This window comes from Candidatus Kaiserbacteria bacterium (genome assembly GCA_016699245.1).
Classification (GTDB): Bacteria; Patescibacteriota; Minisyncoccia; order Phycocordibacterales; family UBA918; genus Damh-18.
In genome coordinates this window covers 972596-994854 of the sequence record CP064968.1, presented here as the reverse complement: position 1 = coordinate 994854, position 22259 = coordinate 972596, and the positions used below count along the sequence as shown (strand labels likewise).

19 protein-coding genes, 1 tRNA gene and 1 rRNA gene are annotated in these 22259 nt (G+C 46.9%); 5 read left to right on the top strand and 16 right to left on the bottom strand.

The genetic code is table 11. The features are described 5' to 3' along the window. Window positions 1–88: 88 nt before the first annotated feature. Complete coding sequence (locus tag IPH92_05125) at window positions 89–706, top strand: hypothetical protein (protein QQR64901.1); 618 nt, start codon at window positions 89–91, stop codon at window positions 704–706. Next, entirely contained in the window at window positions 703–1797 is a 1095-nt protein-coding gene (locus IPH92_05120) for a hypothetical protein (protein ID QQR64900.1), read from the top strand. The genes IPH92_05125 and IPH92_05120 overlap by 4 nt, the downstream gene beginning before the upstream one ends. Before the next feature lies 1 nt (window position 1798). On the opposite strand, the gene IPH92_05115 is transcribed toward IPH92_05120, so the two are convergent. From IPH92_05115 to murD, 9 genes are all read right to left on the bottom strand, one after another. After that, the gene (locus tag IPH92_05115) at window positions 1799–3007 is read right to left on the bottom strand and encodes a glycosyltransferase (protein ID QQR64899.1); all 1209 of its coding nucleotides are present in this window, start codon (window positions 3005–3007) and stop codon (window positions 1799–1801) included. Beyond that, window positions 3004–3870: an NAD-dependent epimerase/dehydratase family protein gene (locus IPH92_05110; protein ID QQR65458.1), complete on the bottom strand. Its 867-nt coding sequence runs from the start codon at window positions 3868–3870 to the stop codon at window positions 3004–3006. Before IPH92_05110 ends, IPH92_05115 begins: the two co-directional genes overlap by 4 nt. 228 nt (window positions 3871–4098) lie before the next feature. Next, a complete protein-coding gene (locus IPH92_05105) occupies window positions 4099–4368 on the bottom strand; it encodes a hypothetical protein (GenBank protein ID QQR64898.1) in 270 nt (89 codons plus the stop codon). Between the two features lie 137 nt (window positions 4369–4505). After that, window positions 4506–6542 (bottom strand): type IV secretion system DNA-binding domain-containing protein, encoded by a 2037-nt coding sequence (locus IPH92_05100; protein ID QQR64897.1) that lies wholly within the window; start codon window positions 6540–6542, stop codon window positions 4506–4508. 181 nt (window positions 6543–6723) lie between these two features. After that, window positions 6724–8022 (bottom strand): hypothetical protein, encoded by a 1299-nt coding sequence (locus tag IPH92_05095; GenBank protein QQR64896.1) that lies wholly within the window; start codon window positions 8020–8022, stop codon window positions 6724–6726. Window positions 8023–8025: 3 nt separating this feature from the next. Then, window positions 8026–8280, bottom strand: a complete 255-nt coding sequence (locus IPH92_05090) for a hypothetical protein (protein QQR64895.1) — start codon at window positions 8278–8280, stop codon at window positions 8026–8028. Between the two features lie 90 nt (window positions 8281–8370). Continuing rightward, complete coding sequence (gene rsmI, locus IPH92_05085; protein ID QQR64894.1) at window positions 8371–9045, bottom strand: 16S rRNA (cytidine(1402)-2'-O)-methyltransferase; 675 nt, start codon at window positions 9043–9045, stop codon at window positions 8371–8373. Beyond that, window positions 9042–10328, bottom strand: coding sequence for a UDP-N-acetylmuramate--L-alanine ligase (locus tag IPH92_05080; GenBank protein QQR64893.1), 1287 nt, complete (start codon window positions 10326–10328; stop codon window positions 9042–9044). The genes rsmI and IPH92_05080 overlap by 4 nt, the downstream gene beginning before the upstream one ends. Then, on the bottom strand, window positions 10315–11700 hold the full coding sequence (murD, locus tag IPH92_05075; protein QQR64892.1) for a UDP-N-acetylmuramoyl-L-alanine--D-glutamate ligase: 1386 nt from the start codon (window positions 11698–11700) through the stop codon (window positions 10315–10317). Before murD ends, IPH92_05080 begins: the two co-directional genes overlap by 14 nt. Before the next feature lie 58 nt (window positions 11701–11758). Here murD and IPH92_05070 point away from each other — a divergent pair, with 58 nt between their 5' ends. Together IPH92_05070 and IPH92_05065 are read left to right on the top strand one after the other, a co-directional pair. Further along, window positions 11759–12157, top strand: coding sequence for a GtrA family protein (locus tag IPH92_05070; protein ID QQR64891.1), 399 nt, complete (start codon window positions 11759–11761; stop codon window positions 12155–12157). A gap of 53 nt (window positions 12158–12210) precedes the next feature. Then, window positions 12211–12426: a hypothetical protein gene (locus tag IPH92_05065; GenBank protein ID QQR64890.1), complete on the top strand. Its 216-nt coding sequence runs from the start codon at window positions 12211–12213 to the stop codon at window positions 12424–12426. Window positions 12427–12486: 60 nt separating this feature from the next. Here the strand turns inward: IPH92_05065 and IPH92_05060 are convergent, their stop codons facing one another. From IPH92_05060 to IPH92_05050, 3 genes are all read right to left on the bottom strand, one after another. After that, entirely contained in the window at window positions 12487–14907 is a 2421-nt protein-coding gene (locus IPH92_05060; GenBank protein QQR64889.1) for a hypothetical protein, read from the bottom strand. A 40-nt stretch (window positions 14908–14947) separates the two neighbouring features. Further along, window positions 14948–15571, bottom strand: coding sequence for a hypothetical protein (locus IPH92_05055; protein QQR64888.1), 624 nt, complete (start codon window positions 15569–15571; stop codon window positions 14948–14950). Window positions 15572–16002: 431 nt separating this feature from the next. Then, a tRNA-Ile gene (locus IPH92_05050) sits at window positions 16003–16076 on the bottom strand. A gap of 202 nt (window positions 16077–16278) precedes the next feature. Between IPH92_05050 and IPH92_05045 the strand changes: the two genes are divergently transcribed. Next, the gene (locus IPH92_05045; protein QQR64887.1) at window positions 16279–16581 is read left to right on the top strand and encodes a hypothetical protein; all 303 of its coding nucleotides are present in this window, start codon (window positions 16279–16281) and stop codon (window positions 16579–16581) included. 688 nt (window positions 16582–17269) lie between these two features. Here IPH92_05045 and IPH92_05040 read toward each other — a convergent pair. From IPH92_05040 to IPH92_05025, 4 genes are all read right to left on the bottom strand, one after another. Continuing rightward, window positions 17270–18730, bottom strand: a 16S ribosomal RNA gene (locus IPH92_05040). 464 nt (window positions 18731–19194) lie between these two features. Further along, window positions 19195–19977 (bottom strand): hypothetical protein, encoded by a 783-nt coding sequence (locus IPH92_05035; protein QQR64886.1) that lies wholly within the window; start codon window positions 19975–19977, stop codon window positions 19195–19197. Window positions 19978–20141: 164 nt separating this feature from the next. Then, window positions 20142–20951, bottom strand: coding sequence for a hypothetical protein (locus tag IPH92_05030; GenBank protein QQR64885.1), 810 nt, complete (start codon window positions 20949–20951; stop codon window positions 20142–20144). 147 nt (window positions 20952–21098) lie between these two features. Further along, window positions 21099–21629: a hypothetical protein gene (locus tag IPH92_05025; protein ID QQR64884.1), complete on the bottom strand. Its 531-nt coding sequence runs from the start codon at window positions 21627–21629 to the stop codon at window positions 21099–21101. Window positions 21630–22259 lie beyond the last annotated feature (630 nt).

Here is a 22259-nt window from a genome sequence, read left to right as displayed (position 1 = left end):
TTCAATATACGATGAACGTTTTCGAGTGCAGTGCAACGCAGTATATGAGGTTTTTGAACATACTCAAAGACTGTTATAGTAGTACCATATGCGTATCTTACTCGTCACTCCACTCTATCCGCCTGACATCGCCGGGCCCGCACCCTACGTAAAGGAACTTGCGACGCGACTCGACGGCGCACACACCATCACCATACTTGCGTACAGTCACATTCCAGAAATTGTGTCAGGGGTAGCAATAGTAACCGTCGAAAAACGATTCCCCGCACCCATACGCATGAGTATCTTTGCCTGGAAACTCCGTACACTACTGAAAGAAACGGACGTGGTCTATCTGCAAAACGGTCCTTCTGTAGAAGTGCCATTTACATTCGTCTCATTATTTTCACACATACCGAGTGTACTACGTCTGGGAGATTCAGTTGCACTTACCCATGCGGTGCACAACAGACTCTTTCGCATGATACTTATTGTCGCGATGCGTCGCGTGCATCTTCTCATCACTCCCGAAAATATTCCACCCGAAATAGAGACACTCATTCAGGACCCAAAGCTTTCCCAAAAATGTATATGCATCCACAATCCAGACATACGTCCAGAAATCCATCCGTTTCATGAGTACCCACAGAGCGCCTTCCTTGCATACGAAGCGTCTTGGGAAAAACACATCACTTCATTAATCACGTCTATTACTTCCCACATATGACCAAAGAATCCTGGGAAGAGTATTGCAAAAATGAAATCAAGGTGATAACACCGATTCTCCTTCACCACAACATTACCCTCACTGATACGCAGCCACATATCAAAGGTGAACGCTTTCTTATGCAAGCCGTCACCACCACAAGTGGCAAGAAAGTGATCCTCCTCGGAACAACGGGAGAAGGTGTGCAGGTAGTCATTAAAGCCTCGCGTGACGCGCACGGAAGAGAAGAACTGCGTCATGAGCGTGAATGTCGTGAGATTCTTAAAGAAATAGACTTTGCCGCAGAGGTGTTTCTTTCACCGAAAGAGATACTCTTTCTTAATAATCTAGACATGACTATTGCAGTCCAGGAATTTATCACGCAGGAACAATCCTTCCTTGAGCGTACTACTGAAGCACAGTTTGACTTTGCACTGCGTGCATTCAAAGCACAGGAAGGTACCCATGCAACCACCTGGAAGCATCACCAACTGATACAGAATGTGTTTGATATTCGTACTGGAGAAACATACCTAGAAAACTTTGGCATCTTTGTGACCAATCTTCACATGATCATACCGGAAGCAGTCGATGTGCATACAAACTTGGCAGTTGCACGACATCAACTCGCAGAGGGGGTACAGACTATCGAGCAATATGCAGATTTTCTCACCCATACCGACTTTGTACCGCACAATATTCGCATCAATAAAAATGCAATATATCTTCTCGACCACTCCTCACTTACCTTCGGAAATAAATATGAAGGCTGGGCACGTTTCATCAACTTTATGGAGCTCTATAATCCCCCACTTGCGAGCGCACTCACCGAGTATGTACGCGTCAATCGTACGCTAGAGGAATCTATTTCACTTCGCATGATGCGTATCTATCGACTCACAGAACTCATATGGTTTTACGTCCGTACCTTAGCACACGCAGAAGGTAATTTGCGTACACTGAACGAAGCGCGTGTGACATTTTGGAATGACGTACTCACACACGTACTGAGTGAAACCCCTGTCCCTATGGAACGCATTGATGCATACAAAAATCTCCGTGATTCTCTTCGGAGTGATGATGAGAAAAAACGCCAGCAAGGACTCCACTAAATCACTCCGTAATCTTTTCAAACACTTCGCGTTGCATGCGCTTTGCGACAATATCCCAATCGTATTCTGCTACAACCATTTCTCTAGCGCGTTCCGTCACGTCGCGTACTTTTTCTGGGTGCGCGAGAATCTCATGCACTGCTTCTGCGATCTGCTCATGACTCTCTGGGTCTACTGCCCACCCTGTCGTTCCTTTCTCAGGATCGCGTTTTGCATCAAAAAGAAAATCGGCAATACCCCCCACCTGTGTTGCGACCACCGGAAGCCTGCACGCCATCGCAGAAAGAAATGCGTTTCCGAGCCCTTCCGAACGTGACGGACCCACAAAAATATCTCCTGCGAAACGGTACTTTGTCACTTCGCTTCGGTCTATCTGTCCGGTGAAAATCACCCGCTCACCGAGACCGAGTTCCTCCGCCAGGCTTTTAAGCATCCCCTCATCAGGACCACCTCCCACGACAAGGAGTTTAATATGCGCAGGCAAAAGGGTAAGCGCGTGGATAGTGGTATCAAAGCCTTTCTGGTGTACAAGCCGTGCGGTGTTCATGAGAAAAATATCCCCCTCTTTTTTACCAAGTTTTTGTTTTAGTGTCTCAACCTCAGAGAGGTCAAATGTCGGTTTAATCGACTCTGGGTTTGCACCATTCCGTATGATTTGAGTATCACCCCTGTAGCCCATACGTCTTGCCCATGCGCCGAGAAATGCTGATATTGGCTGCACTACCGTCGCATGTGTAAACGCGCGTTTAAAGAGTGACCACACCGGTTTCATAATTCGCTCGATGTACTCAGGTGGATCTCCTTCTTGAAGGGTGAGCGCGTATGGTACCTTGGTGAGCAGATTAAAAATCGATACCGGTACACCCGTTCCGTGTGCCATTACTGCCCATGCGCCATCATAGTGATATTTCCTGTGCAAAAAATACGCTTTGATGCCTGCTGCAAACTGGAAAAAGTGTTTGTTGTAATGGAGAGGAAATTGCCGTCGTTCCTCAAGTGACGCATGGGGCTTTCCAAAAAATCCTACGCGATGAATGAGTACATTCCCAATCTTCCCCACCCGCGGAACAGCGCTATCATAGTAGAGCGTCACCATATGGAACTCTATCTCCTCGGGACTAATGCGCTTCGTAATTTCCTCAATCGCCGCCTCCGCCCCCGAGATAGTTCCCGGTAAATAGTCGAGTGAAAAAATAAGAATCTTTTTCATAAATTACTTTTAGTCTCCTTGATATAGTCAGGGAGATGATGTGTAGGTACCCAACCAAGTTCTCGAACTTTCCCTGCATCAACATCGGGTGATGTGCGGGATGATTGTGTTTGTGGAAGCATTTCAATTACACCCCCAAACATCTCCGCGACTTCAAGTAAAGAAAAATGCTCATCACTACCAATACCAAAGTTATCTCCATCCCCTTTCTCACCGACGAGCACAATCCCTTCCACGGTGTCGAGCACATGGGTAAAGGCGCGCTCTTGAGTGCCCGGCTCGCGGACCATGAGTGGTTTTCCTTCGAGCATACGTTGTCTCCATGTCTCTATCACCGTGCCGTAGTCCAGAATAGTACGCTCTCGTGGGCCGTAGACATTATAAAAATACACAATAGCGTATGGAAGCGCGTACCAATGGCCGTAGTTTACTACCAACTCCGTATTAGCCGCCTTCATCCAGGTATAGGGAGCGAGGTCGCGACCAGTGACGCCGTCTTCGCGGGCCTCCACGTGCTTTGTCGATGATCCTGCGTATACCAGTTTGCACTGTGCCTTTCGCCAAAACTCAAGCACCCCAAAGGTGCCCGCAATATTCAAATCAAATACCACATCTGGTTCCTCAAGACTTTTCGCGACACGAGAATACTCACCAAGGTGATAAATAATATCGGGAGTTTCAGGGACGAGTAATGCAATGTCTTTTGTATGTCCCTCTCGATACTCAACACCCTCCACATGATTCTCTTTTCTGCCTGCAAAGTAATTATCGAGCGAAATCACCTTGTGCCCATCTGCCACGAGCCGCTCACAGAGGTGTGAACCAATGAATCCCGCCCCTCCCGTCACTAAAGCAAGTTTAATTGGTTCCATATACTATTGTGGTTAATTTCGTGTAGATGCTCGTGCACGTGGTCGGGGCGGGTAAACCCGCCCCTCCGATTACTACTATGAGTTTTTGATCTGAATCATTTGTTTGCATCATCGTATAGTACCAAAAATTGATACAGAATGTTACTTCTTTGTATGGGGTGTTTTGTATACAAGAGAGCCCCGATGCACGTAGTACATCGGGGCTTGTGGATGAAAGAATTAATCAACAATTTGGACAACCTTTCCCCAACCCTCAATATTGAGCCCGCCACCACTACTCGTAAGACTTTCCTTGAGTAGGTTTTTTGCGACCTCACGAGGAAGATTCCCGTTGCTACACACTTCTATTTCTATCCAGCCAACTTCGATAGAGGTGTGGTACACTTCAGTAAACTGACTGCATAATGAGTGCTGAAGATCAATCAAAAAGTCCCGAAACTCTCCATCGGTGAGACTGGCCTTTGCTAGTACCACTTTTTTGCTACACATGACGCTCTCCTTCCATATCAGGTATGAAAAACAGTGTACGATGAACTGTACTATCACTCACTGTACCGTACGCCCTCTAAATTGCAAACCAAAATCCCATTCACTGAATGTGCAACATTGTATTATGAGCGGGATTTCTAACCGAGAGGGGGCTTATCACTTGTGGTGACACGCATCATGCGCTCGAGTTCTTTGGGGGTTGGCATTTTGGATTCTGAGGGAGCAGGTGCAGGTGACGCAGGTTTAGGTGCGAAGATGAATGTGGGTGCGGGTGTAGATGCTGGTATAGGTGTCGTGAGGGGGGTAAATGGAACTTCTGGCACAGACATCGCGGCGGGTGTTTGCTCTCTCGGCGCCACTTCTGGTGTGGCAGGTGTTGCTTGGGGAAATGTGTGCGCAAGCACAGTGCTCAGTGCTGCTTTCAAATCGCTGCGATTTTGCTCACTGCCAGGTTTTGCGGATGTACCATTTCGTTTCTCTCCCGACACTTCAGGAGACTCTACAATCTTTTTGAGCACGGAACGCAAATCACCCACCTGTTGTGGCGCACGTTTTTGTTGTGGTGGTTTTGTACGCTCCAGGCGCTCATTGCGCTCGGGTACACCGCTGTTTCTTGATACTGATGCCTTCGGCTCCTCACGTGCTACTACAGGCGCCACAGGCGTTTCTGGAGGAGGAATTTCTACTACAACCGGCTTAGGGGCCTCTACTCCCGAGGCCACAGCTTCATGTACAGGGGGACGGGGAGTTTCTGGTTCTCGAGATACTCGAGAGGTCACTGGCCGAACTTCAGTACGAGGCTGTTCGTCGATGCGTGGGGGGCGTGGCGTAAGAGGTGCAGTCGCGGGACGTTCCCTTCTCTCTTCTTTCTTTGGCACCTCCACACGTTCATGAAATTTATGAATATCTTCTTCTACCTGTGCGCGGACTTTTGAAAATTGTGCGCGACTTGCGGCAATCGCCATATCACGGCACGAGACTACTGGCGGCGCTATTGGTGGGAGCGTCACTGCAGAAAAAGGCTGGGAACCAATACCGTCAATCATGAGACTCATGTACACCTGCGCAAATCCCAGATTTACAATATCGGTCGCAAGAAATTGTGGAGTGAAGATGGTCTCAAGAAACTCTGCATCGAGTGGTCCCACACGAAAAGAAACAATTGTTCCTACGTTGCCAAACACCGCATCCCGCACCTCCTCTTCCATTTGCGTAATGTATTGATGGGCAATCGTAAGATTCAAATGGTACTTACGTGCCTCAGAAAGAATGTTAGCAAACGTTGCATTCGCAAAGGACTGAAATTCATCCACAAAGAAATAAAAATTGGGCATCTCGCGCATTTTTTCAGGTGAGAGGTCGGCACGACTCATTGCGGCGAGGTAGATACGCGTCGTAAGCATTGAGCCGAGGAGGTTTGCATTGCTCTCTCCAATGAGTCCCTTTGAAAGATTCATGATAAGAATCTTTTTATTGTCCATCATCTCGCGAATATCAAAAGAGGATTTTGGTTGGCCAATGATATTACGAATGATAGGGTTTGCGGTAAATTGTCCAATCTTGTTTTTAATCGCATCGCCCGCTTCCTGCATGTACCGCTCATTATATTTTGCAAACTCATCCACCCAAAACGATTTCACACCAGGGTCTTTCACATTTGCCACTACCAAGTTTCGATAATCCTTGTCCGAAAGCATGCGATTGACCCCGAGGAGGGTGGAGCCAGGGTACTCAAGAAGCGCCATGAGGGTATTTTGGAGAATATACTCCATGCGTGCAGACCACGCGTCAATCCAAATCTTTTTAAAGACTGACATAAGCCCCGACACCACGAGATGTCGCTTATCAGGACCCACATCCTCCATAATATTAAACGACACAGGATGCTCGGTATCAAATGGTGCGAAGTAGAGCACATCATTGATGCGATGCTCAGGGATGTATTTAAGAAGTGTCTCCGCTGCAGAGCCATGTGGGTCAATGAAGGCAAGTCCTTCCCCATTCAAAATATCCTGCACTGCCATATTTTCGAGCAAGGTGGATTTTCCCATTCCTGTCTTTCCAATAACATAGACATGGCGCTGTCTATCCTTCGCCTTAATACCAAACTGCACGTTTTTCCCCCGTGCATCTGTCTTTGCAAAGAACGTTATTTTATTCGGATCAAATGCCATGCGTATAGTATAGCAAAACAAAACATTGAGAATGATGTTTGCTCACAAACTACGCATCACTCAATGCATCTCGGGTATAAATATTACTTGGCGCCCATATCCCCAGTACGAAAGGTTCATGCTTCACCTTTGTACGGGGCAGGCCCCAGTACTACACATGTGAGTACGGGGCAAGCATCCACTACTCATCATTGAGTGCACCTCGGGTATAGATATTACTTGGCGCCCATATCATCCATGAGTGTACGCCAGCGTCGTAACTTGCTTGAATCTGATTGCGTACGTCAATTGCATCATAGTCACCACCATAGTCGAAATCTTGAATCCAGGTGCGAAGTTTATCGGGAGAATAGGCGGGTTTTGTATATTGTGCAGGTGTCGAGGTACCAATCCGAGTATGCGCAAATCCAGCCACCGCCGTGGTAGTTGCAACCATTCTGTTTGCCCCACTCTGCATCGCATAGTGCACCACCTTGTATGGATGGTCGTTTGGGTTACCGAGTCCAAGGAATGAGTTGGGGTAATGAGACGGATACACCATTGGCGCAACAAAATCAAAATGCGCGGCAGCGCGTTCGAGCACTTGCCCGATAGAGAGGTCATCGGTGTTCGTGGTCGTCATACCAAAGAGGTCTGCAGAAGTATATGGTGTTGTGGATGCGCGCCCCGTATTTTCATGGCGCACATCAGCAAAGAGTGTTTCGTCATCCAGTTTTTCATTGAGATATTGAAAGAATGCTTCAAGATTTGCTTGCTTATCACCTTTGTACTGGCTCTGCATACTTTGTGGAAAGGCAATATCCTGCATATTACCGTCTGAAGGATAGCGCACGTAGTCATAGTTGATTTCGTCAAAACCTATGTTGTACGTGTCGCGCGAAAGGGTGATGATATGGTCCCAAAAGGGGCGAGAGCCCACATCAATAAAAGAAAGTCCTTTCCTGTCTTTCCACACCGAGCCGTCAGACGCTTTTGAAACAGCAAGTTCAGGGTGTGTCTTTGCATAAAAAGGGTCTTGAAACACCGTGAGGCGTGCAATAACAAACACTCCCTGTTCATGAAGCTCCGCCACCAATGCTTTCATGTCTGTTGCACCACATTGTGCTGCGTCCCACGCAGGGCGCCATTCAGGCGCAATCGGTGGAAATGAAATCGTCCCAGAAAAATCCTTTACGTCTATCACCACTGCATTTATTTCAGTCTCACGAATGAGCGCCAAGAGTTTCTCTCGAAAAGAAGGAGTCCCTGCCACACACGACGTCATGTAGATTGCTTTCACCGCGGGTGGGAGTGGTACATGCGATATGACCTCACGCGTATCAGGGGGTATTTCTTCGACTACTCTCTTTTCTTCTTTTGTTGCTCTCGCTACTTCGGTAGCGTGCGGTGCGTATTCCACCGCAGTGAGGCGAGGCAATGCAACATACGAAGCAAGAACAAATGCAATTCCTGATACTCCTACAATCGATGCAATTTTCATAGACTATACTTCATCAACTTTTTCGCTGACCGGTAGTGATACCACCGACTTACTTTCCACAAATACATCGGCTCGTCGCTCTCCGCTCTCATGTTCAAGTGATTGAAAAAACGCTTTGCGACGGAGTGCGTAGCCCACTATCATAAGCACCACACCCGCCCCCATAAGGAACCACTCCTTCCATTCAGTCGGCACCCCGACAAAGGGGACGAAAAAGACCAATATTCCGATTGCAAAAACCAATGTTTCTTTAGACATATAAATAGTATAGCGCACTCGACTTAAGTGCGCGAAAGTGTGGAAAACCCTAAAAACTTAGTTGGTGTGAACAACTGAGAGCAGAATTCTTTATTGTGTCAAAAGGACCACAAACTCCCCGCGGACATGGTCGGGGTGATCAGTAAAATACTGGAGTACTTCCTTTGGCGTTCCCGTCACTACCTCTTCAAACATCTTGGTGAGTTCACGTCCAATGATTACCTGCGCAGTTTCAGGAAGTTCCTCCGCGAGTGATGTAAGTGTTTTCATAATTCGATGTGGTGCCTCATAGAACATGACAGGGGTGGTGTACTCCGGCAAACTTTTGAAAAAAGTTTGCCGACCCTTTTTAAGTGGTACAAATCCAAGAAATACAAAACTATTTCCCGTCACTCCTGCAATAGAAAAGAGTGCCGTGATCGCTGATGCTCCTGGGATAGCGTCTATTCGCACACCCGCGGAGCGTACTCGCGCAACCAAAAGTACCCCAGGGTCGCTCACGCCAGGTGTCCCCGCATCACTCACGAGAGCAATGTGCTTCCCTTCTCCTAAATCACGCAAAATATCACCATGCACTTTCTCACTCGCATGTGCGTCATAGCGCTTCAACTTCGTTTCAATACCATGATGCTTACAAAGATTTCCCGTCACACGTGTATCTTCACACAGCACGTAGTCTGCCTCTTTGAGCACGCGAATAGCCCGCAAGGTAATATCCTCCATGTTCCCTATTGGTGTTGCGACGACTGAAAGTAATCCATTCATGATACAAGTTGTGTGGCGAGATGCGTAATGTCCCCTGCACCCATGACGAGGACGACATCATGTGTGCCTATGTGTGCCTTGAGTTCTTTTACAACTGTTTCAAAGGAATCGTGCGCATGGATAGACACCCCACCTTTAGCAACCGCCTCGGAAAGCAGTGTATGCGAGACCCCGCTTTCATTTTCTTCGCGGGCTGCATAAATAGGTAATATATACACCTCGTCTGCATTGCTCAGTGCACTTACAAAGTCATCAAAAAGTTCATTCGTGCGTGAGTACGTATGCGACTGGAACACAAGGGTGATTTTTTTGTCGGGATACAATTCCCGAGCGCCCTGAAGCGTCGCTGCAATTTCAGTGGGGTGGTGTCCATAATCGTCGTATACTTTTGCTCCCTGCACTTCACCTTTGTATTCAAATCGTCGCCACGTACCCACAAACTTGGTGAGTGCCGCTTTTGCGACATCTCGTGAGATGCCGACATACTCCGCCGCTGCTATCGCAGCGGCAGCATTCATCTGGTTGTGTATCCCTGGCACCATAAGCGAAAGGAGTGGGTCAAAATACTTTCCATAGTCCTGCACCGACACCGTGACACTCTCTAGAATTGGTGCGATATTTTCACCGCTAAAATTTACAATCACGACACCGCCTTCTCTCACCTGACATGCAAATTCTCGAAAAGCTTGTTGCACTTCGCCAAGGTTTTTGTAGTAATCAACGTGCTCATGCTCCAGATTTGTAATCACGAGGATATCGGGCGTGAGCGAAAGAAAATCACGTTTGTACTCACACGCCTCGACAATAAAATACTTACTCTTCCCCGCGCGATAGTTGCTTTTGGTCTTTGCGCGAAGTGAACCCACGACGCCACTCGGATCAAAGCCCGCTGCTTCAAAAATATCAATAAGCATCGCGGTGGTGGTGGTCTTCCCGTGACTCCCCGCAACCGCAATGAGGTAGTATTCGTTAGCCACCATGCCAAGTGCATCAAAATAATTGATAGTGATGATCCCAAGTGCGCGAGCGCGCTTAAGCTCCTCATGGTCATGGGACATTGCTTCGGTATATATAAGAAGGTCAATATCGGGAGTTACATTACTCTCTCGCTGCTCATCAAAAATCTGTACACCTTCTTCACTGAGTGCACGGATGATATCTGACACCGTGCGATCAGAGCCACTCACCTGCTTTTTCTCATGAAGAAAAAGTCGTGCTAACGCCGACATACCAATACCCCCAATACCCACAAAATGTACTTTTTGAATATCACTCAGTTTCATACGACTTTATTATCTCAACAAACTGGTCGTTGCGCTCGTACTCATTCACAAACAAGCCAAAAGAAGCGAAGCCCGGAGAAAAGAGAAATACATCACCGGCCTCGCCTACGGCGAGGCCGGCTTTCACCGCACTTTCAAGCATCTCAATCCCCGTCACACCCTCGACACTATTCCGGTTAACCGGAATAGTGTCGAGGGATTCTATGAGTTTGTCGGTTCCTGTTCCCGGAAGGAATATCACCTGCTTGCAATATTTTTCGATTGGCACCACAAGCACATTGGGGTCTACGTCTTTATATGCGCCGCCACAAATAAGAATCACGTTCTTTACGCCTGTTGTCGGATTGGCTACCGCCTCAATTCCTCGCACTACCGCAGTCGGTGTCGTCGCATTGTTGTCATTGTATATTTTTACTCCTTTTATTTCTCCCAAATACTCAAGTCTTCCTGGTACCCCAGGGAATGTGGTGAGTCCCTCAAAAATCTCATCGTCGGTAAGCCCTGTTGCTTTAAGTGCTTCAAGTGCAAGTGCTGCATTGAGGCGATTATGCTCGCCCGGCATCGTAAGGAGACAATCATCGGGAAGGATTGACGCATCAACAAGTCGTATGTCCTGTACCAACTCAAAACCTTTTTCTCGGGCAAACACTTCTGCACTATTTAGGACTTCTTGCGTCGTTACCAACGTATCCGGCTCATCTTGATACATAAAAATATTTGCCTTGTCAGCAAAATACGCTCCCATGTTTCCTTTATAATAATTCATGTGGTCCTCCATGAAATTGGTAAAGACCGATATCTGAGGACTGAAACTGAGTTCCCCAAAGCCCTGCAACTGCCATGAGTCAAGCTCCATTACTGCAATCGAGTCTTCAGTTACCTCCTTGAGCAACTGCAAATTAGAAACGCCTCGCACATTACCCCCAAGCAGTACTGGAGTACCCTCAGTCACGTGTGAAAGCACATGGTGAATCATATGGGTTACTGTCGATTTCCCTCGTGTACCCGTCACGCCAATAACTGGAATTCCTGAAAGTTTAGCAAAGAGCGCCCCACTCATCGCAATTTCTGCGTCATCTTTTCGCGCGAGTGCGACGAATGAAGAATCAAGTGGCACACCGGCTGCTTTCAGAATCATATCTCGTCCAAGAAAGTCTGCGTCTTTGTGCCCGCCGAGCGCATAGGTGATATTGGAGTATATAGCCAGTTTCTCAAGTGATTCCGCAAGTTGCTCACCCGACTTCATGTCAGTCACAATAATATCGGCCCCACACTCTGCCAAAAAAGCGGTGTCGCCCACTCCCCGACCAAGAAGGCCCAAGCCCATTACTGTTATCTTTTTATCTTTAAAATACTCTTTAGGGTCAATCATATTTGCATCATAACATGGAGCACGGGCATGGTCATCCTCCTGTGATACACTCGAAGTAATGTCTCCGTTTCTCCACAATCTCTTTCTTCGCGGATACCGCTACGGTGTAGTGGGTGTGGGTACCTATCTATTCGACCTTCTCATTGTGTATACACTTACCACGTACACTCCCCTGCCACTTTTTGGCACAATCTTTATCGGATTCCTTATTGCCATCAGCATCAACTACAGCATCTCTTATCACTGGGCATTTGCTGGTACCACTACTCGACCACTTCGTGGATACTTTTTCTTTATCCTTGTTGCACTCGCTGCAGGTACGGGTATCGCATACAGTACAACACTCCTTGTTGACACCTTTGCACTACCACTCGTAGTGAGCCGCACTCTCGTGGCAGGTGTTATCGGCACTTTGAGCTTCATACTCAATGCACGTTTCAATTTTCATGTACTATAATCCTCAACAGTATGTATACAAAGCTAGGTGGCGGTACTGTATACTGTACGTATATGAATAATTCAATTGAGTCATCGAAGTACTTTCCCTACATTGCGTGGATTACCGTCGTTGGTTTCGCTTTTTTTACGTACTCACTCACCACCCGCATGCAAGAACAACTTGCAGACATCGGTGATGGCGTAGAGCGCCTTGAACAAAAGATTAATGAGATGGGGGCACAACAGGAGGCAAGTACGTCACCGATTAGTACATCAAAGGGAGAATAGCAAATAATCATAAAACCCTCCGCAGCGACGCTACGGAGGGTTTTATGATAACAGTCATTCCTAACTATCCCACCCTCTTGGAGTAAGCTCGATTTTTAGTTTAACACTTTGCGCACCACAGGTGAGTGTATAAATACTGAGTCCATATATATTTACTGTGTAATTTCCTAACTCAGGGTCGCCAGTCGATGGAGAAAGCGGATTCCCCACAATTCCAGGCCCCACAAGGGTACATAGTGATTCATTGCCGTTATTGGTATCCCATGAAAGGGTAATTGGGTCTCCTTCATCCACCACTCGTGATGGTGCCGTAAGCACCGGTGCAAAGTCTGATTCGTCATCATCATTTATGTTTGCACACCCTGCATCGGCCATATCGATGAGTACATCTTCTGTATCTGAGTTATCAATCCCATCGTTACACTGCGTGAGCTGACATACGCCACCTCCATCTTTAATATACCCTGCCAAGCACTCATAGATGCACATCGAAGGACTCGCCCAATCAGAACATTTGTCCACGACCATGTATGGTGCAAAGCCACTTGGCGGTGTAGCCGAGCATGCCTGTGCAGAAGTAGGGGTTGTTCCTGTGCATTGATTGAGAACTATACATGTACCACCAGCATCCTTAACATATCCAGATACACACTCATACATGCACATTGAAGGATTGGTTAGATCAGAACATCTGTCCACGACCGCGTAAGGCACTGAGCCCACTGGTAACGTAGCCGAGCATGCCTGTGCAGAAGTAGGGGTTGTTCCTGTGCATTGATTGAGAACTATACATGTACCACCAGCATCCTTAACATATCCAGAGACACACTCATACATGCACATTGAAGGATTGGTTAGATCAGAACATCTGTCCACGACCGCGTAAGGCACTGAGCCCACTGGTAACGTAGCCGAGCATGCCTGTGCAGAAGTAGGGGTTGTTCCTGTGCATTGATTTAATGGAGTTTCCACAGTAAATGTTCTCCACGCTGAGTGATTATCATTTTCATCAGATTCAGTAAGTTCATTGGCAACATCTGCAGTAAAGCGATACCGGTGCGTTCCAACAGGCGGATTAAGCACATCATGCGTTATCACTTTTTGATCAAGGAGTGCAAACGCACCCAACTTCAAACCACCAAAGGCGCTATAGTTGTTGTCAAATGTGTCTCCTCCGGTACCCATACTGCCTCCATCGGAATCCCAATCAATTTCCAGGTCAGCCCAACCACCCTCTGCTACAAAAGTTGTACCTATGTTTTGGACAGTACCTGAGAAGAGAACGTTCGGTACCGCATCCGCTACTGAAAACGCATTTATCGGTGAAACTGAGGATACGACAATATTAGGAAGCGGTGTTCCAACAACTGTAAATGACTTTGTCACGCTTGTGGATACTACACCCGCTGCATCTGTACTTACAAGGTAATATTCGTGTGTAGTCCCTGCTGCAAAGGTACCTGCATCTGCAACACACTGGGCACTATTGACACCACCTATACCTGGTGTGCCCCATGAACACGTTTTCAGAACAGCACCGTCCAAATAGAGAATTATTTCAACGACGCCAGCCAAAAGGTCTTCTGTTATTCCAGTAATTTCAACCGTATCAGTATCAGACACCGATAGAGGTGTATGGTTAATCGACGTCACTCCTGGCGGAGTTTTATCGTATGCAAATGACTCAACATGACCAGAGTGTCCTGAAGTGGGTTGATGAAGAGAAGTAAAACCCGGGACAGCACTCGACTGACCATTAAGATATAGGTAGTAATAAAACTCGTAATAACCGTCACCCGGTAATGTTTGTCGGGGAATTGTTTTAATTCCTACACCTCCACTCAAAGGAAACTTTTGAGTGAAAACATCAGGCCACAGGCCCGTACCTTCATCATACTTTGCTATCGCAAAGAAAACACTGTGAAAAGCGTTGGCCCCAAGCAAATTCGGTATACGTGTTGTATCAATAGTATAAATTGGACTGGTTGATGTTGCACCGCCGATTGGACTAAAGTGCCTATACTCCTTTTGTGGTGAGCCTGCCGTTGGTGTGAGCCACACCGTTGATTGCATACGTCTTGTTGTTGGTACTGAAGCTGGAGTTTCCCAGTTATAATAATTATCAAAATCGTAGTATGAACTACCCCCGTTGACAATCACGTTAACATTATGATTAAAAGGATTGTAACATACGGGGCCAAGTATAGAACTTGTGCTTGTAGTCGAGTATATTTTCACCCCTGTTGCTTTATTGTACACATCAACAATTCCAGTAAGCCCCGATATGGGAACTCCTGTATTAAGGTTCACAACTTTATACTCCTCCTGCGTAGAACCAGGAGGACAAGTGGGACTCTTAGGTCCCATATCAGCTGTCGCGAGTCCCAGCCATCCGTAATTCCCCCAAGGTAATGCTGCAGTAGCAAAAAAAATTGGGGTAAGCACTCCAAGTAAGATGAAGCTAGAGAATATATGTCGCATACTTAACACAAAAATGATTTAATAAAACTTCATGTACATTTCATATACTCATTGGTGAGCGAGAACTTGCTCTCATAAATGTATCAGGTTGCACTTGATTTGCAGGATTCATGGATTGTGCCTCTTCCGATAATTGATCTGTGTTTGTCGCAGAAATAGTTCCTAAATCATTAGTATTAGTTGATGAAATACTCCCCCCTGTTATATTCTTTGCAAAAAAATCATACGGTTCAGTATCGGGAATTTCATATGCTGTTACACTTACTGTAGACATCAGACTAAGTGTATTTATATTTGCATCAGACCCATCTATTGTTGTTTTTGTTTCCGGACCAAGTCCAATAAGGTATACACCCTCATCTTTTACTAAGACTCGCACAAAAGATACATCTGGTGAGAGAGTAACAAGCATTCCGGTCAAGACACGTTCAGGGTATACCGAATAGTCTTGCTGAGTTGTTGTGGTATCCTCTGTTTGAGTAGTTTGCTGCGCCTCGGGTATTCCTTCTATACCCTGCTCATCACTCCTCTCTACTACATATATATTCCAAAATATGAAAGAAGAAATGAGTGCAAGTGCAAACGCTACTGTTAACAGTATGCAAAAACTTTTATTTTCGTGCAAAGGAACACAGACATCCAATGCGGAGTGATTATTATTCATATTATGCATAATAATACTACGAAAGTATGGCACTTATATTTTACACTGTGCATAGCACGTTATCAGGTAAACGTACGGGTACATAAAAACCCCTGTGGCCAGAAAATAAGAAGTGAAACGACTATATTTTCTGAGTGGCCTAGAAGTTACAGAGCGTAGCGACAATAACTTCTGGTCTGCCTACTTTTCCTCTCATAATGAAAAAGTAGGCCAAGTCCTAAAATCCTTTCACTATGGATTTTAGGACCAAGCGCTCATATAAGTCTACCTAGCTTCTGTAGGAAGATTTTATTGTTTGCGTAATTTGTCCGCGCTCTAGGATTTGTCCCACAAGAGTATTTCCGTTTTTATAGTCGCCTCGTCGGCTCCTTAAAAACTAGGTCAACCTAGGGCCCTTCATTATCAAATGCCTAGGCACATAAAAACCCCTGTCCGCGCTCTAGGATTTGAACCTAGGACCCTTCGAGTATCAGTCGAATGCTCTAGCCAACTGAGCTAAGCGCGGACGGGGGTTTCTACAGCCTTTTGAAAAGGTTATACGATACTATCAAAAACTAGCCATTTGAGCAATCAAAATCTAAAAAGATGCATCATGACGGTCTATATCTTGATTGCCGAATCGATGGAAGCACATGGGGCTTCGTTGTCGTTACCCTGTATAAAACATTCTCTTTATCACCACAGGAGGGTGTATAATAAGTAACATCATGGATTTGCAAACATTTTTAGTTAATATAATTACCTTTCTCAACGAGACGATAGTGCCTTTTATTATCGTTATTGCTTTTTTAGTTTTCCTCTGGAACATAGTGCGATACTTTATTATTGAAGGAGCAAATGAAAAAGAACACGAAAATGCAAAATCGCTTGCACTTTGGGGAATCATGGCATTTGTAATTATTCTGAGCCTTTGGGGAATTGTAAATATATTTGTGGACGGATTTGGCTTTGGTGGAGGACCAGTTATCACTCCTGATTATATAGATACTGGAGGAGCAGGTGGCCCTTGAGATATTGGAAGTGGAAATAGATTTGAGACGTAAATAAATAACGATTCGTCGGTGCGAGTAATTATACGATATGACAAGACCGAGTCGCCTCAGCCCAAGTGACCAATTTTCCTTATGACTGGAAGGAATTAGGAAAATGGAAATACTCTTGTGGGACAATTCTAGCCAAGTGGGTCTCGCTATTGCCATTAGGAATGAAAATAGCAATGCGCCTTTCCGCCCCGCACCTTCATAAGTGGTTGTCGGCCCCCGCCTTTGCATAGGCAAAGGATATTCCGGTCAGTGATTGTCGACAGAAAGTGCGAGGCCCTCAGAAACACCTCAGCGCCTTCAACCCGCTTTTGCTAATTCGCTGACGCTCATAAGCACGCGTGGTCGCGTCTCGCGGTTTTGTCTCCTTGAGGTCGACAAAACATCGCTCCGACGAGTGGAGTCTGCCACACGACACGCAGGTGTCGTGTTCTGATGAAAAAAGCGAAAAACCATACATTTTATGTATGGTTTTTCGCTTTTTTCATCAGCAGACTCCACTCTCTTTTGTCTTATCCTGGCTACGTCTTTCCGTAGAGTACAGATACTATCTTGAAGGTTAGGTATCATTCCTTATTTTGTGCTCAATTGAGGCACAAAATGTCGACCAATTAGCCGTTTTTCGAGATTCTGTTACCAGAACTCAACGACGTGTCCAATTGGAATTAATCCACGACCAGCTTCCGCTAGCCGTGCCTTGTTACGACTTACTCCCTGTCACCGAACTTACCGTAGGTCGTGACAAGCACGAACTTCGGGCACTTCCGGCTCCCTTGAGTTGACGGGCGGTGAGTACAAGGCTCGGGAACGTATTCACCGTGACGTTGCTGATCCACGATTACTAGCGATTCCGACTTCATGAAGTCGAGTTGCAGACTTCAATCCGAATTGAGGGTAGCTTTATTAAGATTTGCTCCGTGTCGCCACATTGCGTCTCGTTGTACTACCCATTGTATCACGGGTGCAGCCCAAGGCATCTAGGGACATGCTGACCTGGCGTCATCCTCACCTTCCTCTCCCGTGAGGGAGCTGTCTCGCCTGACACTTGTAACAGGCAACGAGGGTTGCGTTCGTTTCCCCACTTAAGGGAACAGCTCAAGCCACGAACTGACGACGGCCATGCATCACCTGTCTTACACCCTCGAAGGCTTCCCGGGTTTCCCCGGGCGTGCAGTAAGATTTCTAGCCTTGGTAAGGTTCCTCGCTTATCGACGAATTAAGCCCCATGATCCACCGCTTGTGCGAGCCCCCGTCTATTCCTTTGAGTTTTAAGCTTGCGCTCGTACTACCCAGGCGGTCCGCTTAATGCGTTAGCTACGCCACAGAGAGGGTCGATACTCCCTATAGCTAGCGGACAACGTTTAGGGCGTGGACTACTCGGGTATCTAATCCGATTCGCTACCCACGCTTTCATGTTTCAGTGTCAGGAAAGTGCCAGTGTGTTGCCTTCGCTTTTGGTGTTCCCCAAGATATCAACGGATTTCACCCCTACACCTTGAGTTCCACACACCTCTCACTTCCTCTAGTATGACCGTTTCGAACGCGAGCCAGAGGTTGAGCCTCTGGATTTAACGCCCGACTAATCACACCACCTACACATCCTTTACGCCCAGTAAATCCGGGTAACGCTTGAGGCTTCTGTATTACCGCTCCTGCTGGCACAGAATTGGGAGCCCCTTATTCATGAGGTACCGTCAATAAACTTCTTCCCTCATAAAAGGTATTTACGTCCCTAAGGACTTCATCTACCACGCGGCGTCGCTCCGTCAGACTTTCGTCCATTGCGGAAGATTCTCGACTGCAGCCTCCCGTAGGAGTATGGACCGTGTCGCAGTTCCATCGGTGGGGGTCAGGCTCTCACCTCCCCTATCCGTCGTAGCCTTGGTAAGCCGTTACCTTACCAACAAGCTGATAGAAAGCAGGCCGTTCCCAAAGCGATAAATCTTTACTCTCGCGAGACCATCAAGTATTATTCCGGATTTCTCCGGGTTATCCCTGACTTTGGGGTACGTACCTACTTGTTCCTACCTCGTCTGCCATGGGCCTAAACCCATTCGACTTGCATGCCTCATCCACGCCGCCAGCGTTCACCCTGAGCTAGGATCAAACTCTAAGTTAAAACAGGATCTCTATCACCGAAGTGATAGGCGATCTTGCGTTTGTGAGCATGTGGAAATATGTACTAACATTTCCGCTCAACAAACTATTTCCAAGGATAAGACAAAAGAGAATGCACGTTTCCAAAATAAATTCAGAAAACATGATAATGCTTTTGTCTTAACATTTTTGCTGATGCATACCGTTCTGTATATTTTTAAAAAACACACAAAACTAAATATGAATTACATACGATGTTGCTTCATCATATGTACGTATTTAATTATCAAATGACATATTGTTCTCGTTCGAAAGCAACAGGAATTTTTCCGCACGTAGAGTACAGAAAAAAGCCGATTTACAACTCCCGATGAACAATGACAAGCATTATACAGAAGCATTAATAATTTGCAAGGGTTTAGAGTGGAAATATAGAAAAAGGGCCCTGGCGGTGATGCCAAGGCCCTGATCTTTTGCTACTTTTGCCTATTCGGCAGAAATAATTGGTGGTTTTTTCTCCTTTTCTTGTGGTACTTTGCCACGATACGCGATGATTTCGATTCCCTCTTTAACCGCATTCGGCCCAAGCAAATCGATGAGTTCTTTCATCGCATTGTTTTCAAGTCGTGTGCAGCCAAAGGTCTCCTCCTCCCAAAAGTTGCCTGATGGATAACCGCTGGTACCATGAAGGCGTACCAATTCAAATCCTGGTACGCTCCATGATACTTCAAACTTTGCGACACCCATCGCATTCGTTGGATGTCCAAAATTGAGACAGCCAGGAGGAAGGTCGGTGTACTTTTCACGAATGCGTTTCGTGGGACACCACGTGGGTGCCGTATCAATACGTCGGACACTTCCCTGCACCACGTCTCGTGGCAGCGCCTGTGAGAGTGGAGTCACTACTGCGTAGCCAATGATCGGCTCATAGGTACCTGCGCCAGTGCGCCGATAGTACGAGAGTTCTTTGGTTACGTAATTGATGAAAAGTACATGTGCGCGCGTCGGTGCAAAGGACATTGTCGGGGATGGTGTAAACACCCCGCCCTCGACTTTTTGACTTCCGCTTTCATCCACGAGGACTGTGAAGCGACCGTACTGGTATGACTTCACTGAAGACTCAGGTGTCTTAGAGACATATCCTGAAGTCCTGAGTGGTGACGTACCTGTGGCCGCTTCTCCCCCTGATGAAGTGGTCGAGGTGAATCGCACGGTACTGCAACCTGCGAGGAAAAACATGGCACAAAGCCACACGGTGATTCTATGCACATTGACCATGATGGTCTCCTTGAAAAAAGTTTTAAACAGAACAACGACGTGTATTATAACACATTTTTTACAAAAAGAAAGACCCTGCCGAAGCGAGGGTCTTAAAAGGTCTTGGAACAATACTACGAAAGGTTGGTGGCCGACTACAGGTCTGCTTCTGCTGGTCACGCTGCTTTGCGTACCACTGATTCGTTTGAAGCAGGTATGTGTTGCGCCGACGCTGGTCGTTGTGACACAGAAGCGGCTTTTGCCTTACGATACACGACATAAGCCATCAAGCACAGCACAAATGCCATAATGAGGACGATGCCGAGTACCACGTTGCCAAAGGCGACAATCGGCATCTTTTCGATGCTCGTGACGCGCGTGTTGATACCGGCAACGTCTTTGTTGACATCGGCGACATCCTTTTTGAGCAATTTGACGTCTCCATCGGTTGCCCCGGCCCTATGGTCAAGACCTGCAGTTTGCTTCTCGAGCGCTTCGATACGCGCCGTGACCGCATTAACCTGTTTTTGTTGGATGAGAATTTCCTCAACCTTCTTTTTGGTTACTTTCTCACTCTCACTAAGCATATCAAATCGCTTGATGAGAGAGGTGAGACCGGCGAGAAGACTGTTCATCTTGCCGTCATCTTTTGACTCGGTAGCGACAGCCTTGGGGGCTGCTGCTGCGACTACCGGCCCTGCCCCTGCAGAAATGTCTGCAAGCCAGAAGCCGACGCCTTGGCCCTGTGTACGGAAGTCGTCGAGTGTCATGGTGCCACCCAAACCGTTACGGGCAATGAAGATGCCTTGGCACTTCTCTGTTGTTCCGTATTTCTGTTGATGCGCTTTTGGGTCTGGTTTTTCGGAAAAGTCACAGGCCGCACTGGCCAGCACCTTCGTGTCGAAAAACTGAATCCCCTTCGATTCCTGAAGCAGTCCCTGCGTTTCGAGGCTCTCCTTGAATCTCGGGAAAGATTCTCCCGACATCTTTTGGAATACCTGCGCGTCCGCGGCAAGAGCCGAGGACGAAACAAGCACCGCAATCAACGCAATCAAACTTTTTAGGGTTTTCATGATTTCCTTCCTTTCTTTTATGAAGTGGAGCGGCGGGCTTCGCCCGCCGCCACCTGCACATCAGTGTGCCAAACAAGGCCCTGTACAGGGTGCACCGTTCGTGCGAACTGACGAGTTCGCATTGCTTTCCGAATTGGAAAGCGACAAAGCACTGCCGTCGTTATAGATAACGGTGCCGTTGCCACTACATTTCCCATCCTTGCAAGCTTTTGAAGCTTCTTTCGCTATCGCGATACCGAAGGCGCCCTGCGTTGCAGCGGTTGAAACACCACCAACAACAGCCACCGTCGCTTGACCAGCAACCGTCGGACCAACTGAAAGGTTAGCAGTGCTGACTTCTTCAGTTACGGTACTTCCGTCCGACCTCTTCACTGTAACCTTCTTCACCACCTCCTTGAACTTTGGACTTCCATTCGGATTCAGGCCGTCTTCCACATATTCTGCGATTCGGCTTGCAGATCTGTCGATGTGCCATACGGTGGTCATGCCGAGATACTTCCCGTCAGGACCTCTTTCCATACTCACGCCACCGCACGCGGTGAGCATAAGCGTAAACGCAAAAAGTGAAGCACGAACAATCATGTTTTTCATGGTGAATCTCCTTGTTGAGTTAGTCGCAAATTACGACAGTTTGAGTGAGTGTGGTGGGCGTGCTTTGTGATGGCACACTCACCCCGGGAATGTAGATTCCATTTGAAGCACAGCAACATCCAGGCTGGATGAACTGCGCCCCAACTGATACGTCAGGGGAATAAACCACTGTTGTCTCAGTTGTACTGTAAACTCGACATGTCTTTTCGGGAAGTGGCTTTTCTTGAACCACGGGTTTTGGGACAAGGAATGTTTTCACACCCTTCCCTGGGCCTGCAAGAGCGCTTTCCGCGCCAAGCAAAACCAAAAGCACGCACATAAGCGCTAATACAGACTTCATCTTGGACTTCCTTTCTTTCGTAGTGTCAAGGAACGCGGGATGCGCCCCGATGCTTGAGGATTCTACCATACTTTAGTAAAAAAGCAAGCACTCCCCCCTCGCTATGTAATGTGGCATAGAGTACATAATAAAATCGCCCAATTCCAAAAAACATCTCACCAAGGACTTGCCTCGGTAAGATGTTTAAAAATTATATAGAAAAACCGCCATCTCGATAAATTGAGATGGCGGCTATGGTTGCGTGATGCGACCCTTGCTCAGCAATCGCCGAGACTTTTCCGGGGAATGAA